The 13,034-nt window shown below is 72.3% G+C and carries 16 protein-coding genes; 6 read left to right on the forward strand and 10 right to left on the reverse strand.

Going from position 1 to position 13,034, the window contains the following annotated elements; genetic code table 11:
• Positions 1 to 173: 173 nt before the first annotated feature.
• Positions 174 to 392 carry a hypothetical protein gene (locus tag BLU95_RS31560; RefSeq protein ID WP_093862971.1) on the forward strand — a complete coding sequence of 73 codons (219 nt, stop codon included), beginning with the start codon at positions 174 to 176 and terminating at the stop codon, positions 390 to 392.
• A 161-nt stretch (positions 393 to 553) separates the two neighbouring features.
• Positions 554 to 1,603 carry a M12 family metallopeptidase gene (locus BLU95_RS31565; RefSeq protein WP_159425057.1) on the forward strand — a complete coding sequence of 350 codons (1,050 nt, stop codon included), beginning with the start codon at positions 554 to 556 and terminating at the stop codon, positions 1,601 to 1,603.
• Positions 1,604 to 1,724: 121 nt separating this feature from the next.
• Here BLU95_RS31565 and BLU95_RS31570 read toward each other — a convergent pair whose 3' ends face one another.
• The 3 genes from BLU95_RS31570 to BLU95_RS31580 form a co-directional block, all read right to left on the reverse strand.
• Positions 1,725 to 2,924, reverse strand: coding sequence for a serine hydrolase domain-containing protein (locus BLU95_RS31570; protein ID WP_159425058.1), 1,200 nt, complete (start codon positions 2,922 to 2,924; stop codon positions 1,725 to 1,727).
• Between the two features lie 297 nt (positions 2,925 to 3,221).
• The gene (locus BLU95_RS31575) at positions 3,222 to 3,902 is read right to left on the reverse strand and encodes a hypothetical protein (RefSeq protein WP_093862974.1); all 681 of its coding nucleotides are present in this window, start codon (positions 3,900 to 3,902) and stop codon (positions 3,222 to 3,224) included.
• Positions 3,903 to 4,112: 210 nt separating this feature from the next.
• Positions 4,113 to 5,348 (reverse strand): MFS transporter, encoded by a 1,236-nt coding sequence (locus tag BLU95_RS31580; protein WP_093862975.1) that lies wholly within the window; start codon positions 5,346 to 5,348, stop codon positions 4,113 to 4,115.
• Positions 5,349 to 5,421: 73 nt separating this feature from the next.
• On the opposite strand from BLU95_RS31580, the gene BLU95_RS31585 reads away from it, so the two are divergent.
• Positions 5,422 to 5,883 (forward strand): winged helix-turn-helix transcriptional regulator, encoded by a 462-nt coding sequence (locus tag BLU95_RS31585; RefSeq protein WP_093862976.1) that lies wholly within the window; start codon positions 5,422 to 5,424, stop codon positions 5,881 to 5,883.
• Positions 5,884 to 5,931: 48 nt separating this feature from the next.
• On the opposite strand, the gene BLU95_RS31590 is transcribed toward BLU95_RS31585, so the two are convergent.
• The 3 genes from BLU95_RS31590 to BLU95_RS31600 form a co-directional block, all read right to left on the reverse strand.
• Positions 5,932 to 6,171 (reverse strand): DUF397 domain-containing protein, encoded by a 240-nt coding sequence (locus BLU95_RS31590; RefSeq protein WP_093862977.1) that lies wholly within the window; start codon positions 6,169 to 6,171, stop codon positions 5,932 to 5,934.
• A 62-nt stretch (positions 6,172 to 6,233) separates the two neighbouring features.
• Positions 6,234 to 6,419 carry a DUF397 domain-containing protein gene (locus BLU95_RS31595; protein WP_093862978.1) on the reverse strand — a complete coding sequence of 62 codons (186 nt, stop codon included), beginning with the start codon at positions 6,417 to 6,419 and terminating at the stop codon, positions 6,234 to 6,236.
• A gap of 2 nt (positions 6,420 to 6,421) precedes the next feature.
• On the reverse strand, positions 6,422 to 7,297 hold the full coding sequence (locus BLU95_RS31600) for a helix-turn-helix domain-containing protein (RefSeq protein WP_093862979.1): 876 nt from the start codon (positions 7,295 to 7,297) through the stop codon (positions 6,422 to 6,424).
• 141 nt (positions 7,298 to 7,438) lie between these two features.
• On the opposite strand from BLU95_RS31600, the gene BLU95_RS31605 reads away from it, so the two are divergent.
• A complete protein-coding gene (locus BLU95_RS31605) occupies positions 7,439 to 7,921 on the forward strand; it encodes an ATP-binding protein (protein WP_093862980.1) in 483 nt (160 codons plus the stop codon).
• Positions 7,922 to 8,160: 239 nt separating this feature from the next.
• Here BLU95_RS31605 and BLU95_RS31610 read toward each other — a convergent pair whose 3' ends face one another.
• Positions 8,161 to 8,649 (reverse strand): hypothetical protein, encoded by a 489-nt coding sequence (locus BLU95_RS31610; protein WP_093862981.1) that lies wholly within the window; start codon positions 8,647 to 8,649, stop codon positions 8,161 to 8,163.
• A gap of 222 nt (positions 8,650 to 8,871) precedes the next feature.
• Positions 8,872 to 9,633: a class I SAM-dependent methyltransferase gene (locus BLU95_RS31615; protein WP_093865262.1), complete on the reverse strand. Its 762-nt coding sequence runs from the start codon at positions 9,631 to 9,633 to the stop codon at positions 8,872 to 8,874.
• A gap of 233 nt (positions 9,634 to 9,866) precedes the next feature.
• On the opposite strand from BLU95_RS31615, the gene BLU95_RS31620 reads away from it, so the two are divergent.
• Both BLU95_RS31620 and BLU95_RS31625 read left to right on the forward strand, forming a co-directional pair.
• Positions 9,867 to 10,985, forward strand: a complete 1,119-nt coding sequence (locus BLU95_RS31620; RefSeq protein ID WP_093862982.1) for a serine hydrolase domain-containing protein — start codon at positions 9,867 to 9,869, stop codon at positions 10,983 to 10,985.
• A 146-nt stretch (positions 10,986 to 11,131) separates the two neighbouring features.
• The gene (locus tag BLU95_RS31625) at positions 11,132 to 11,455 is read left to right on the forward strand and encodes a cupin domain-containing protein (RefSeq protein WP_231977921.1); all 324 of its coding nucleotides are present in this window, start codon (positions 11,132 to 11,134) and stop codon (positions 11,453 to 11,455) included.
• Between the two features lie 14 nt (positions 11,456 to 11,469).
• Here BLU95_RS31625 and BLU95_RS31630 read toward each other — a convergent pair whose 3' ends face one another.
• On the reverse strand, positions 11,470 to 12,360 hold the full coding sequence (locus BLU95_RS31630) for a PaaX family transcriptional regulator C-terminal domain-containing protein (RefSeq protein ID WP_093862983.1): 891 nt from the start codon (positions 12,358 to 12,360) through the stop codon (positions 11,470 to 11,472).
• Entirely contained in the window at positions 12,357 to 13,010 is a 654-nt protein-coding gene (locus BLU95_RS31635; RefSeq protein WP_093862984.1) for a GNAT family N-acetyltransferase, read from the reverse strand. Before BLU95_RS31635 ends, BLU95_RS31630 begins: the two co-directional genes overlap by 4 nt.
• Between the last annotated feature and the right edge of the window lie 24 nt (positions 13,011 to 13,034).

Here is a 13,034-nt window from a genome sequence, read left to right on the forward strand (position 1 = left end):
CGACGCCGCCGACTTCCCACTCCCACACGCAAGGGTGATACGGCACGCGGCTGCGGTACGTCGCGGGGAGGCCGGTCGGGGGAGTCGGGCCGGTCCGCCGGGCGTGTCGGCGGCCCCGTGCGGCGGCAGTGCGGTGTGGTGCGTGAACGACCCTTTCGAAAGCCGGAGACATCGTGCGCCTTCGCCCTGCGACAACTGCCCTGCTGGCCGGACTCGCCCTGGTCCTGACCGCACCGGCGGCCGGCTGTGCGGCCGCCGTTGTCGGGCAGATCGACATCGACGGCTCCCGGTCCGGTGCCGTCGCCGTTCCCGGGAACGACCTCGTGAACCCGGGGGTGCTCACCTGGGGCGGGAGTGCCGACGGGTCCGTCACCGTGGGTGCGGGGGACTGACCCGGCGGGGATCCGGGCCGGCCGCAGGGGCCGGGCACTGTTCCGCGTGCGCCCGGGTCCCACCACCGAACGACCGATCGTTCGTGCGGACCGGGGCGACGCTGATGAACCGTGGCCCCGGTCCGGACCTCCTCCTCCAGACACCGAGGGACTCCGAAACCGTGGCCGTCCGCCGATTCCTGACCCATGTCGCCGCCTCCGTCCTGATGCTGGCCGCCGTCGCCGGGCCGCTGAGCCCGTCCGCCGTCGCAGAACCCGACCCGAACGACCCCGAGGGCACGGTCTCCCTGGAGAGCCTGACCTTCTCGACGCCGGACACCGTGACGGCCGTCGTCTCCTACAGTTGCTCGCCCGAGACCGCCACGTTCCTGGCGGTCGGCTACGAGGAGGAGTTGGACGAGGAGGAGGAAGCTGCGGGGAGCGCGGAGATCGAGGAGATCACCTGCGACGACGAGGTCCGGACCGTGACCGTCGACATCCCCAGGAGCGAGGGCGGCGCGGACTACACGGACCCTGCCACCGGTCAGGTCGTCGTCACGCTGGCCGGCACCGACGAGCCGGTCGTCGAGGAGGAGTTCGTCGTCGGGGAGGAGGACGAGGAACGCCCGCGGCGTTCCCTCGGCCGGTCGAAGACCTCCTACCGCTGGAAGCAGGGAGTCGTCCCCTACCTCATCGACGCCGGACTCTCCCGGGACCAGCAGAACGACATCAGGGCGGCGATGGCCCACTGGGAGCGGAAGACCCCCATCAGGTTCGTCGAGCGTGCCGTCGGGAACGCGAGGAAGTACCCGGACTACGTGGCGTTCCAGCCCAGCAAGGACGGCGGCTGCGGCTCCGTCGTCGGCCGCACCGGCGGGCAGCAGGGCGTCTACGTCCCCGACTGGTGCGGTGCCACCGACCTCATCCACGAGATCGGACACACGGTCGGCCTGATGCACGAGCACAGCCGCCCGGACCGGGACAAGTACGTCACGGTCTCGTTCGAGAACATGGCGGCGTCGGCCAAGCCGAACTTCCAGATCCGCAAGGAGAGTACGTTCGGCACGGCCTACGATTTCGCGTCGATCATGCACTACGGCGCGACGGCGGCTTCGAAGAACGGCAAGAACACGATCACGCCGAAGCAGAAGCTCCCCGCCGGGGTCGTCATGGGCGCGGCCAAGGAGCTGTCCGCGGGCGACATCGCGGGCGTCAAGGCGATGTACGAGTAGGCCGGTCCTCACACCCCACGACCGCGTGGTGCCCGGGTCTCCCGGCCGCTGCCCGCGCGCGGGGCACGCCCGACGGTCCTCCGTGCCCGCGTGCGGCGCGGAGGACCGTCGGACGCCGACCTCAGTTCCCGCCGCAGAAGGCCGCGTCGAGGAGCTTGAACTCCGCTGCCGACTGGGCGGCCTGGGCGGTGGCGTCGCCGCCCGGCGCGTAGGAGAGGGCGAGCTGCCGGTCCGCGGTGCCCCACAAGTCGCTCTTGAAGCCCAGGACTTCGCCGTTGTGCCCGAGCACGGTGGTGCAGGAGAGCCGGACACCGGCCAGGCCCATGCCGTAGCTGGGGGCGGTCCCGGTGGCGAGCATCGTCGTCATCTCGCGCTGCTGCTCGGGCGGCAGCAGCCTGTCCTGGAGCAGGGCCCGGCCGAAGCGCAGCAGGTCGCCGGTGGTGGAGATCATCTCGCCCGCGGCGCCGATCCACGAGGGGTTCTGCTCGGTGACGTCGACGCCGTCGGTGTACCCGTGGGCGTGCGGGCCGGGGATGCCGGAGGAAGTCCCGGGCAGGAAGCTCCGGTTCATGCCGAGCGGCCGCAGGATGCGGCGGGTGATCTCCTCGCCGTACGGGCGGCCGGTGACCTTCTCCACGAGCATGCCGAGCACGTCGAAGTTGGTGTTGGAGTAGTCCCAGCGCTCGCCCGGGGCGAACAGCGGTCCGTGGAGGACGGAGGCCGCCACCTTCCCGGCCGGGGTGTAGGTCCGGTTCAGCCCGCCGAGCGCGGCCCAGGTCCGGAAGGCCAACTCGTTGCCCGGGTCGGGGATGATCGAGACGCCGTCGTTGGTGGGGTCGAAGAGGCCGGTGCGCTGGTTGAGCAACTGCCTGACCGTGATGGTGCTCTGCTCCTCGGGCAGCAGCCCCGGCAGGTGCCGGGCCACCGGGTCGTCCAGGCCGAGCCGGTGCTCGCCGACCAGTTGCAGCACGGTGGTGGCGACGAAGGTCTTGGTGACGCTGGCGATCCGGAACCGTCCCTCGGGGTCGACGGGTGCCCGGCGGCCCTGCTCGGCGACACCCGAACCGCCGGTCCAGACCTGGCGGCCGTCGGTGACCTTGGCGATGACGGAGACCGCTCCGGCGTCCGTCATGCCCTTCAGCAGCGGCTGGAGCGGCCCGCCGACGACGGCGGTCGCGGAGGTGTCGGCCGGGGCGGAGGCGGAGACGGAGGTGTCGGCGGAGGCCGGCACGGCGGCGCCGAGGAAGAGCGCCGCGACCGCGGCGGCGGCCAGCGAACGGGACAGGCGACGTGACGTGCGAGGTGACGTGCGAGGTGACAAGGGGCTTCCTCCCGATCCGGCGGACGTGCGTCCGCTTCGGGAAAAGCCTGTCAGCGAACCATCGGCGATCAGTCGCTCCGAACGACGAACCGACGGTCCTTCAGGAGGACTACGGCGCGGGCGATCAGCCCCGACGGCACGGAGGGGTGCCCCCTAGGGGCAGGCGGGCCGGGTGCCGGATCCCCGGCGCCGGTCGGCGACCTGCGGGTTCTTGGGGCCGCAGGTCCGCGAACTCGAGGCCGGCCCCCGGGCACGCGATCGGCGACCGAGGTCGGTCGCTGTGGAAGCGTGACTGTGTCAGAACGCGGAGCCCGAGAGATCGGTGGCGACCTCGACGGCCTGGTAGCCGTAGGTGTCGGCCGCGTCGACGCGCAGCATGAGACAGAATCGGTCGAGGGACTCGACCTCCCTGACGAGGCGCTTGTGGTCGTGTTTGAGCAGGTGTACCGCCGCACGGTTGGCGATCGCCGACTGTCCCATGATCATGAGAACGGGCTGTGCGGACTGCGGTGGGGTGAACTTCGCCACCAACGCGTGGTCCGTCCGACCGTATTCGTGAGGGAAGTGCTCACCGCCGACGCTGAAGTCGCCACTTCGATCGACCGTCACACCGGGCAAGTGCCGCGCCAGGTACTCGACGTTGCGCCGGTTCGATCCCAGGCCACCGATACTGAGTTCGGTGCGGTCCCCGTTCAGCTCCGGAGCGTCCGCGGCAACGAGAGAGAACGCGCACCCGGACTCCTCCGCGAGCATCGCGAGGTCGATGATCGCGTAGACGTCACTGTGCTCGGTGACGGCGGGAATCTGCCAGTGGCTGTTCAGGATGATGACGCACGGCACGCCGGGCCGCAGACCGAGCAGCGCCTGCCTCTGATGCAGGACGCGAGCCGTGCTGACACGCTTCCAGGCCCAGACGGACACTCCGCTGACGACGCTCGTGATGAGCCCGATCATGACATTCAGCACTGCATCCGACACGGAGCCCCCGCCTCGTCGTAGCAACACGACCTGATAGTCGGCTGGCCAGCCTACTGATCAACAACCCGTCACGCGTGATGAACCGGCCTTTCCTGGAAGGAGGTGGTGGGTCCGCGCGGCCGGGCGCGCTGTCTGCCGAGCCTGCACGAGGCCGCGTACAGCTGCGTTCTGTCGGGACGGGCGGTGACCACCGGCGCCGCGTCCCGTCGTTCAGCGCCCGGCCGCGTTCCCCGCCGGGCGGAGGTCGCGGGCCCAGGCGAGCAGGGCGAGCAGGCTGAACGCGGTGCCGAGCAGGCAGACGGCGGACCAGCCGGCCGCCGCGTACGCCGCCGTGGAGGTGATCGCGCCGAGGGCGCTGCCGAGGGAGTAGAACACCATGTAGCCGCCGATCAGCCGCCCGCCGGCGGCCGGGTCCAGGGCGAGCACGGTGCTCTGGTTGGTGACGTGGACCGCCTGGACGGCGAAGTCCAGCAGGACCGCGCCGAGGGCGAGGGCCCAGAGCGACTGCCGGGTGAGCGCGAGCGGCAGCCAGGAGAGGGCGAGCAGGGCGAGGCCACCGCCCGCCGTCCACTGGCCGAGTCCGCGGTCGAAGAGCCGGCCCGCCGGAGCCGCGGCCGCCGCACCGGCCGCGCCGGCCAGGCCGAAGGCTCCGACGGCGGCTGGGGTGAGCGAGAGCGGGGCTTCGCTCAGGGGGAGGGCGACGCTGCTCCAGAGCGTGCTGAAGGACGCGAACACCAGGAGGGTGATCAGCCCGCGCCGCCGGAAGACCGGTTCCCGCAGCGGCAGTCGGGCGAGTTCGCGCAGCGCGCGGCGGTACTCGGCGGCCACCGACCTTGCCGGGGCGCGCGGAGCGGCGCGGGGAGCCGTTCGGGGGAGGGCGCGGCGCAGGGCGGCGGCGAGGGCGAGAGTGAGGACGGCGGAGAGCGCGTACACGGCGCGCCACCCGGCGAGGTCGGCGACCGCCCCGGCGACGGTCCGGGCCAGCAGGATGCCGAGCACGACGCCGCTGGTCACGGTGCCCACGACCCGCCCGCGCTCGCCGTCCGGGGCGAGGGCCGAGGCGAAGGCCACCAGGGCCTGGGTGAGCACGGCGAGCAGGCCCACGCCCATCAGCCCGGCCAGCAGCGCCGCCGCGCTGCCCGCAGTGGCCACGGCGGTCAGGGCGAGGGCGAGCAGTACGGCCTGCACGGTGACCAGGCGCCGACGTTCGAGCAGGTCGCCGAGCGGGACCAGCAGGACGAGGCCCAGCCCGTAGCCGATCTGCGTACAGGTCACCACCGCGCCGACGGCGGCCCGGCCGATGTGGAGTTCGTCGGCGATGGCGACCAGCAGGGGTTGGGCCGCGTACACGTTGGCCACGGCGGCCCCGGCGGCGAGCGCGAACAGCAGGGTGAGGGGGCGGGTCAGGACCCGCGGGGGATTCTGGTTGCATGATGCTACCGACATGGTCGCACCATAGGCCGGAGGGGTAGCATGTTGCAACCAGATGTGGTGATGGTCGGTGCCGAGGAGGCCGGAGATGGTGAAGCGGACCAGGTTCGACGACAGCTCGTGCCCCGTGGCGCGCTCGGTGGACGCGATCGGCGACTGGTGGTCACTGCTGATCGTCCGCGACGCCTTCGACGGCAGCCGCCGGTTCGGCGAGTTCCAGCGCAGCCTGGGTGTCGCCAAGAACATCCTCAGTGCCCGGCTGCGCGCGCTGGTCGAGGCCGGGATCCTCGCCGTGGAACCCGCCGCCGACGGCAGCGCCTACCAGGCGTACGTGCTCACTCCGAAGGGCGAGGACCTCTTCCCGGTGGTCGTCGCGCTCCGCCAGTGGGGTGAGCGGCACTTCTTCGACCCCGACGAGCCGCACTCCGAACTCCTGGACCGCCGCGACGACCGGCCCCTGCGCGAGCTGACCGTACTGGCCGCCGACGGCCGCCCGGTCGGGCCGGCGGACACCGCCGTGCGCAAGGTGGCTGAGCCGGACCAGGCCTGACGGACCGTCGGCTGGTCGTACAGGTGGAATTTGTCGGGGTGCGCTGTATCAGACGTCGGCGTTCGCGGCGAAGTCGATGAACGCCTTCCATGCGGCCGGCTCGAAGGTCAGTTGCGGGCCGGTCTTGTCCTTGGAGTCACGGAGGTGGACGGTGCCGGGCGTCTCGGCGACCTCGACGCACTGTGCGCCTTCGTTGCTGCTGTACGTGCTCTTGCGCCAGGCGACTTCGACGCATGCGGCGTCCTCGTTGCTGCTGTGGCTGCTCTTGAACCATGTCAGCTCGGTCATGGGACCAGGATGCGCCGACGGCCCGCCGCAGGGAAGCGGCGGGCCGTGGGGGTGGTGGTGTTTCAGACGGTGGCGTTCGCGGCGAAGTCGACGAATGCCTTCCATGCGGCCGGCTCGAAGGCCAGCTGGGGGCCGCTCTTGTCCTTGGAGTCACGGACGTGGACGGTGCCGGGCGTCTCGGCGATCTCGACGCACGCAGCATCCTCATTGGTGCTGTGGCTGCTCTTGAACCATGCCAATTCGGCCATGCCTACCGCTCTCCCAGAATCTGCTCGATCAGGGCCAGGGACTCCCTCAGGCTCAGGGCCTGGGCCCGGATGCTGCTGTACCGTGCGGCCATATTACGTACCTCGACCGGGTCCGTGACCAACCGATTGACGTGCTGTGCCGCGACATATCCCATCTGCGAGCGTCCGGCAGGCGTGAGCAGGATGAAGGAGCCGCCCATCCCGGCGTGCGTGAGTCGGTCGAGTGGCATCACCTGGAGCTCAGGGCCGCGCATTTGACCGACCTTGAGGAGATGTTCGAGCTGCTCGGTGTGAACGTCCCAGCCACCCAGCGGGCGACGAAGGACGCTTTCATCGATCACCCACGTCACTACCGGGAGGGGCCAACGGGTCAGAATCTGCTGCCGGTTCAGTCGCGCTTCCACCCATTCGTCGATCTTTTCGGGGGAGAGCAGCGGCCGACGCATCTCGTAGAGCGCCCGGATGTAAGCCTCGGTCTGGAGCAGTCCCGGGATCACCATCGTGCTGTAGTCGTGGATCTCGATCGCCTTGGCTTCCTCCGCCGTGAAAGCCTTCGAGAACGCTGGGTGACGCTCGCTCACCCGCACCTTCGCCTTCATCACGTCGTCCGCGACGACCGTCAGCGCCCCACCCGCGTTGACGATGGGATCCACCACCGTCAGGAACTCGATTCTGGGCGTGCGCTTGCCCCGCTCGATGAGGCCGACCATGTCCTCGCTGTACCCGATCCGCTCGGCGAGTTCGCGCTGCGTCAGCCCAGCCCGCTCGCGGAACAGCTTGACCAGCTTGCCCACGGCGCTGTAGAACTCCGCGATCCCGTCCGAGTTCTCCGCCGTCTCGCCGTCGTCGGAGACCGTGCGCTCGACGCCACTCACCATGGGAACCACCCCTGCTCACACGAGTTTGCGACCTGTTGATCCGGGCTCCGCCAACAAGCGGACCCTCCGCGTCCGTACAAGCACGCTCCGTGCCCGCCGGATTCGTGGTCAGCGTACGTCCGGGCCGTCAGGCTTTTCCCCATGACGACCGAAATTCCGCTCGACAACCCCCGCCGCCACACTGTCGTCCTCGCCGCGACGCCGAAGGGCGCGTGCCTCTGCCGACGCATCGTCAGACGCCAACTCGCTCACTGGGGAGTGGATTCCGCTCTCGGCGAGCCGTTCCATTCCGCGCTGCTGATCGTCGCCGAGCTGGCGGCGAACGCCATCACGCACGGGCGCGTTCCGGGGCGCGGGTTCGAACTCTGCCTGTGCCTCACCACCACCGTGCGCCGGGGCGCCACCCTCCGGATCGAGGTGTCCGACTGCCGGGGCGACCGCCTGCCCGTGCTCCCGCCGGCGCGCATCTCCGACGGGCAGTCCGGCCGGGGGCTGGTCCTGATCGACACCCTCGCCGACCGCTGGGGCACGGACCCCCGTGATCCCGGCGCCAAGACCGTCTGGGCCGAGGTCGACCTCGCCGAACTCGACCTCACCGAACTCGCCATCGCCGATGCCCGCTGAGTCCCGCCGTGCCGCGACTGCCGCCGGCAGCGCCGCGCTCTGCACCCTGCTCCCGTTCGTCCTCCTGCTCGCCCTCCTCGCCTGGGCATACCCCTCACCACCCGTCACCACGCCCGCCCCCGCCCGGCCCCGACCCCACCGCGACCGCCACGGTGCGTTGAGGAGGCGGGCGGACCGCCGTCGGTCCCGGTGCTGTTCGAGGCGGCACCGGCCCGGCCCGGTGCCGCCTCCCGGTCCCGTCAGGGCGTGGGGTCCTGGAGCCCGTCGATGAGGTAGTTGTCGGTGCGGACCTGGTACCAGACGTCCGTGCTGGTGCCGTCCTCGAAGGTCATCGTGAGGACGATCTTCTCGTGGCCCGCGAGGTCGCTGCCCGCGTCGACGGCGGCCGAGTACTTGTCGACCTCGTCCCGCCGGAAGACCGGGTCGACACCGTGCTCCTCGGTCCAGGCGGCGAGGGCCTCGTCGAGCTCAGGGGTGAGGTACTCCGACCGGACGGTGATCGTGTTCTTGCCCTCGTGGTGCACCTGGAGGCTGGCGTCGTGGTACTCGGAGATGAAGCCTTCGACCTGTCGTCGGGCCCGGGGGTCCTCCTGGGCGGTACGGCCCGCCGAGACGTGGTGGCCAACGGCCTGGGCGGGGAGCGTCAGCGGGGTGATGCCGGCCATCAGCATCGCGGCGCAGGCGCAGGCGCCGGTGATCGTGACGCGCAGCTTCGTACGGTGGGCCATGCGAACCTCTCCACAAGGTCGGACAGAGAACCGGTGCGCACCGTAGCAATCGCTTCTGACCTGGGGAAACAACCGCCGGGTGCGTGTCCCGGGTGGGAGATCGCGCGAGTCGTGCGGCTTGTCGACGCCCGCCCGCAGGAACGATCCTGCGCCGAGCCGCTGCCCGCCGCACGGTCACCCGTACGTCCGATGGCTCCTGTCGCGGCGACGGAACGGGCACAGTCAGGGAACCGACGGCCCGCTCGCCTCCAGGGCGACAAGGCGGTAGAGCGGGTCGGCGATCGGGGTGTCCTGGTCGGGGAGTTCCGCGAGCCGCCGGACCACCTCCGCGACCTGCGCGGGCTCGGCGCGCCTGCACCAGGGGATGCGGCCCGCGTCGATGGCCTCCCGCCACTTCTGGGCTCCGCGCCCCTGCCCGGTGCCGGGGAACAGCGCCTCCCCGGCGGGGCGCAGGCCGCGGCCCGCCGCCCAGTCCCGGATCCGGGCGTGGCGGTCGGGGGCGTGCGGGGTGTACGAGTCGCGCAACTCGGCTGTCGCCCGGGCTACTTCGCTGTCCTCGGTGAAGTACGCCTGCTCCTTGTCGACCGTGGTCACCAGCCTCCCGCCGGGCCGCAGCACCCGGGCGGCCTCGGACAGGACGGCGTCCGCCGCGTCCTCCGGCAGCAGGTGCAGCAGCCAGACCATCACCACCGCGTCCACGCTCCCCGAGGCGAACGGCAGCCGGGTCGCGTCGCCGCACACCGCGCCACCGGGTATCCGCCGGGCGGCCGCGGCGAGCATCCCGGGCGAGCGGTCGACGCCCAGCACGACACGGCCGGGCCGTTGCAGCCGCCGCGTCACGATCCCGGTCCCGCAGGCGATGTCCAGCACCGTGCCGGGCCCCTGCGGGAGCAGCCGCTCCAGCGCCTCCGCCGCCGCCCGCGCCCGCGGTTCGCCGCCCCGGGTCGCGTCGTACGCCCGGGCCTCGCCGTCGTAGTCGATCATGCGGGCCATGCTTCCGGGGCGGGTCGCCCGGCACAAGGGGAGTGGGAAGTCGACGGCGCCGACTTCCCACTCCGCCGCGGTCGGCCGTGTCAGCCCGGAGGAGGAACGCGGACCAGACTTCGGGATCATGGTCGGCCGCCTCCGGTCCTCCGGCGAGCTGACGACCGCTCGAACGGTCGCGTGATCACGTGGAACCGCACCGAGCACACGCACCTTCGTACGAGAGGCAGTTCATGAGCCGCTGGAAGACCGCGACCCTGGTCGTCACCGCCGCCGTCCTGGCCGCCACGGCCGCCGCCCCGGCGACGGCCGCCGCCGGCCCCCGGCCGGACGCCGTCCAGCAGCGGCTGGACGCGCTGCTCACGGAGACGGGCGCACCGGGTGCGCTGGGCACCGTCCGCTACCTGGACGGGCGCACCCGCGGCTACACCGCCGGGGTCGGCGACGTGGCGACCGGTGCGAAGGTGCCGAAGGACGGGCGGGTGCGGGTCGGCAGCAACACCAAGACCTTCACGTCCGTGGTCGTGCTCCAACTCGTCGCCGAGGGCGGGCTCGACCTGGACGCGCCGGTAGAACGCTACCTGCCGGGCGTCGTCCGGGGCGACGGGATCGACGGCGACCGGATCCTCCTCCGGCAGTTGCTCCAACAGACCAGCGGGCTGCCGAACTACACCCTCCACCTCGGCGACGACGTCCGCCGCTACGAGCCGCGCGAACTGCTCGACATCGCCCTCCGCCACCCGGCCGATGCCGCGCCGGAGGACCACAAATGGGCCTACAGCAACACGAATTACGTGCTGGCCGGGCTGGTCGTGGAGGCGGTGACGCGGCACAGCCTCGCCCAGGAGATCGAGCGGCGGATCGTGCGGCCGCTCGGCCTGCGCCGCACCTACTTCCCCGCTCCGGGGGACGCGACGGTCCGCGGGGCCCATCCGCACGGCTACTACCGCGAGTCGGCGGACGGGCCGCTGGTCGACATCACCGACATGGACCCGTCCTGGGCCTGGGCGGCCGGCCAGCTCGTCTCCACCCCCTCCGAGCTGAACCGCTTCTTCGCGGCACTGCTGGACGGTGAACTCCTCCCGCCCGAGCAGCTCGCCGAGATGCGCACCACCACCCCGGCCGGGGACCCGTTCGCGCCGGGGTCGGCGTACGGGCTGGGGCTGGTGAGCACCCCGCTGTCCTGCGGCGGCGAGTACTGGGGGCACGGCGGCAGCATCCCCGGCTACGAGACCCGGGTCGGCGTCACGGCGGACGGCCGCGCGGCCACCGTGACGATGACGGTCCAGGCACCGGACAAGGCGGCCGCCCGGAAGCTGGAGGGCGTGCTCGACGCGGCCCTCTGCCAGTGAGGGAGGGCGGGCGGCGCGAGGTTTTACCAAACGGTCGACCAACGGGTCCGGCTGCTCGGATAGCGTCCAGCACGTCCCCTTCGAACGAACACAGCGCGGTCCGGCCCTGCCTCCACGGCGGGTCCGGTCCGCCGTGGAGGTATGCCGTGAACCCCGTCGCCGTGAACCCGATCGACCTGTCCGCCGCCGCGTCGGCCCTGCCCGCGCCGTGGGCGTCGCAGCTGCTGGAGCAGGTGGGCACGGCCGCCGTGAAGGTGCTGCGGATGGACGGGCGGCCGCTGCCCGTGGAGTCGCACGACAACGCCGAGGTGCTGGTCGTCCTCGACGGCCGGCTCGAACTGCTGCTGGACGGGGCCGAGGTGACGGTCGGGCCGGGGGAGCTGCACCGGATCCCGGCGCGCGCGGAGCACGCCGTGCGGCCCGGGAGCCGGGGGACGCTGCTGATCGTGGAGGTCCCGGAGGCGGAATGACGGCCGCGGGCCGGTCAGTCCGTGACCCGCTCGGCCGCCTCCCGGGCGACGTCGGCGTAGTGGCGGAAGAGCACCGGACGGGCCTCGGCTCCGCCCCGGTCGCGGGCGTACAGGGCGGTCCAGCAGCGGGCGACCTGCTCCCTGGCCGTGGCGCCGGGCCACGGCTGCGGCAGCAGTTCGGGCGGCAGCAGCGGGTCGGGGTCCATGGCGCGGGTGAGTTCGGCGGCCAACTCGACGGCGATGGTCAGGAGTTCGGCGGAGGAGAGTTCGGCGGGGCCGGTGAGCCGGGCGAGTCGGGGCCCGGTGACGCGGTCGAGCCGGTGGTAGCGCTCGGCGATCTCCGCCAAGGGCCAGAGCTCCCGGGCGAGTTCGGCGGGCTCGCGGGTGTCGCCCCGGCGCAGGTCGGTCGTGGTGAGCAGGGTCAGCGCGCCGTGGGCGCCCAGGCGGTGGGCCGCTTCCTCGACGTACGGTTCCCAGGCGTTGGCGCTGACGTACAGCCCGCCCTGGAGCGGGGCGCCGCCGAGGTGGACGAGCGTCTCGCGCAGGGTGTCCCGGGCGGTGCGCGCGGATTCGGGCACCGCGAAGGCGGCCAGGTGCCAGACGCCGTCCCAGGGTGCGCCCCCGGTGTCCTGGCGGAAGGCGTGCCGCAGGAAGTCCACGTCGGGGGCCAGGGCCCGGACGGTGTCCGGGGTCGCGCGCAGTACCGCCTTGCGGCCCCGCCCCTCGTGGGTGAACCGGTCCTCGGCCACCAGGCGTTTGACGCACAGGCGCACCTGCTGGTCGGTCATGCCCAGGGTGGTGGCGACGTCGTACAGCTCGCCTGTGGCGACGGTGCCGTCCTCGCGGACCAGCGCGTGGACGAGCATCCGGGTGGGGACCTCGACGCGGTCGGTTCCGGTGTTCATCGTGGAGCCTCCGTTCCGGGGTTGACGGGGTCGACGGGGTCGACGGGGCGGCGCATGGCGGTGACGGCGCCGAAGCCGAGCAGCCCGCGCAGGTACGGCGTCCGCTCGGTCCGTACGGCCGTGAAGCCGAGCCGCTCGTAGAGGGCCCGGGCGCGCGGGTTGGTGTCGATCACGTCGAGCGCGATCTCACGGTAGCCGTGTTCCGCCGCGACCGCGGCCACCTCCTCGATGAGCAGGCTCCCGATGCCGCGGCCCCGTAGGCCCGGACCCACGGCGATCCCGTCCATGAGCAGCCGGCCCGGGGCGGGCCTGCGCTCGAACAGGGCCAGCAGCGGGAGCCGGTGCAGCCCGCGCAGGTGGCCGTACGCGCGCAGCACGGCGCGGGCCGAGCCGCCGGTGAGGCCGCGCCCCTGGTGCCGGTACCCGGCGAGGCCGACGAGCCGCCCGTCGAGCAGGGCGCAGACGGCCCGGTCGGCGTCGAGATGGGCGGCGATGAAGGGTACGGCCTTGTCCGGCGGGTTCAGGGCGGGGCCGAGCTTGCGGCCGAAGGCCTCCCAGTAGAGCTCCGCCGCCCGCCGTTCGGTGCCCGCGGGCAGGCCCCGCCGTACGGTCACCGCTCCGGCGCCGGGGTCGGGTGTGTTCCGGCTCATGCCGTGCCCCTCGTCGTCTTGTGC

It is taken from the genome of Streptomyces sp. TLI_053 (genome assembly GCF_900105395.1).
In the GTDB taxonomy this organism is placed as follows: Bacteria; Actinomycetota; Actinomycetes; order Streptomycetales; family Streptomycetaceae; genus Kitasatospora.

Bases quoted from the DNA above. Each gene is read 5' to 3' on its own strand.
- BLU95_RS31580 (WP_093862975.1), bottom strand. From the start codon at position 5,348: ATGTCGGTAGCATCATGCAACCAGAATCCCCCGCGGGTCCTGACCCGC.
- BLU95_RS31585 (WP_093862976.1), top strand. From the start codon at position 5,422: ATGGTGAAGCGGACCAGGTTCGACGACAGCTCGTGCCCCGTGGCGCGC.
- BLU95_RS31590 (WP_093862977.1), bottom strand. From the start codon at position 6,171: ATGACCGAGCTGACATGGTTCAAGAGCAGCCACAGCAGCAACGAGGAC.
- BLU95_RS31595 (WP_093862978.1), bottom strand. From the start codon at position 6,419: ATGGCCGAATTGGCATGGTTCAAGAGCAGCCACAGCACCAATGAGGAT.
- BLU95_RS31600 (WP_093862979.1), bottom strand. From the start codon at position 7,297: ATGGTGAGTGGCGTCGAGCGCACGGTCTCCGACGACGGCGAGACGGCG.
- BLU95_RS31605 (WP_093862980.1), top strand. From the start codon at position 7,439: ATGACGACCGAAATTCCGCTCGACAACCCCCGCCGCCACACTGTCGTC.
- BLU95_RS31610 (WP_093862981.1), bottom strand. From the start codon at position 8,649: ATGGCCCACCGTACGAAGCTGCGCGTCACGATCACCGGCGCCTGCGCC.
- BLU95_RS31615 (WP_093865262.1), bottom strand. From the start codon at position 9,633: ATGATCGACTACGACGGCGAGGCCCGGGCGTACGACGCGACCCGGGGC.
- BLU95_RS31620 (WP_093862982.1), top strand. From the start codon at position 9,867: ATGAGCCGCTGGAAGACCGCGACCCTGGTCGTCACCGCCGCCGTCCTG.
- BLU95_RS31630 (WP_093862983.1), bottom strand. From the start codon at position 12,360: ATGAACACCGGAACCGACCGCGTCGAGGTCCCCACCCGGATGCTCGTC.
- BLU95_RS31635 (WP_093862984.1), bottom strand. From the start codon at position 13,010: ATGAGCCGGAACACACCCGACCCCGGCGCCGGAGCGGTGACCGTACGG.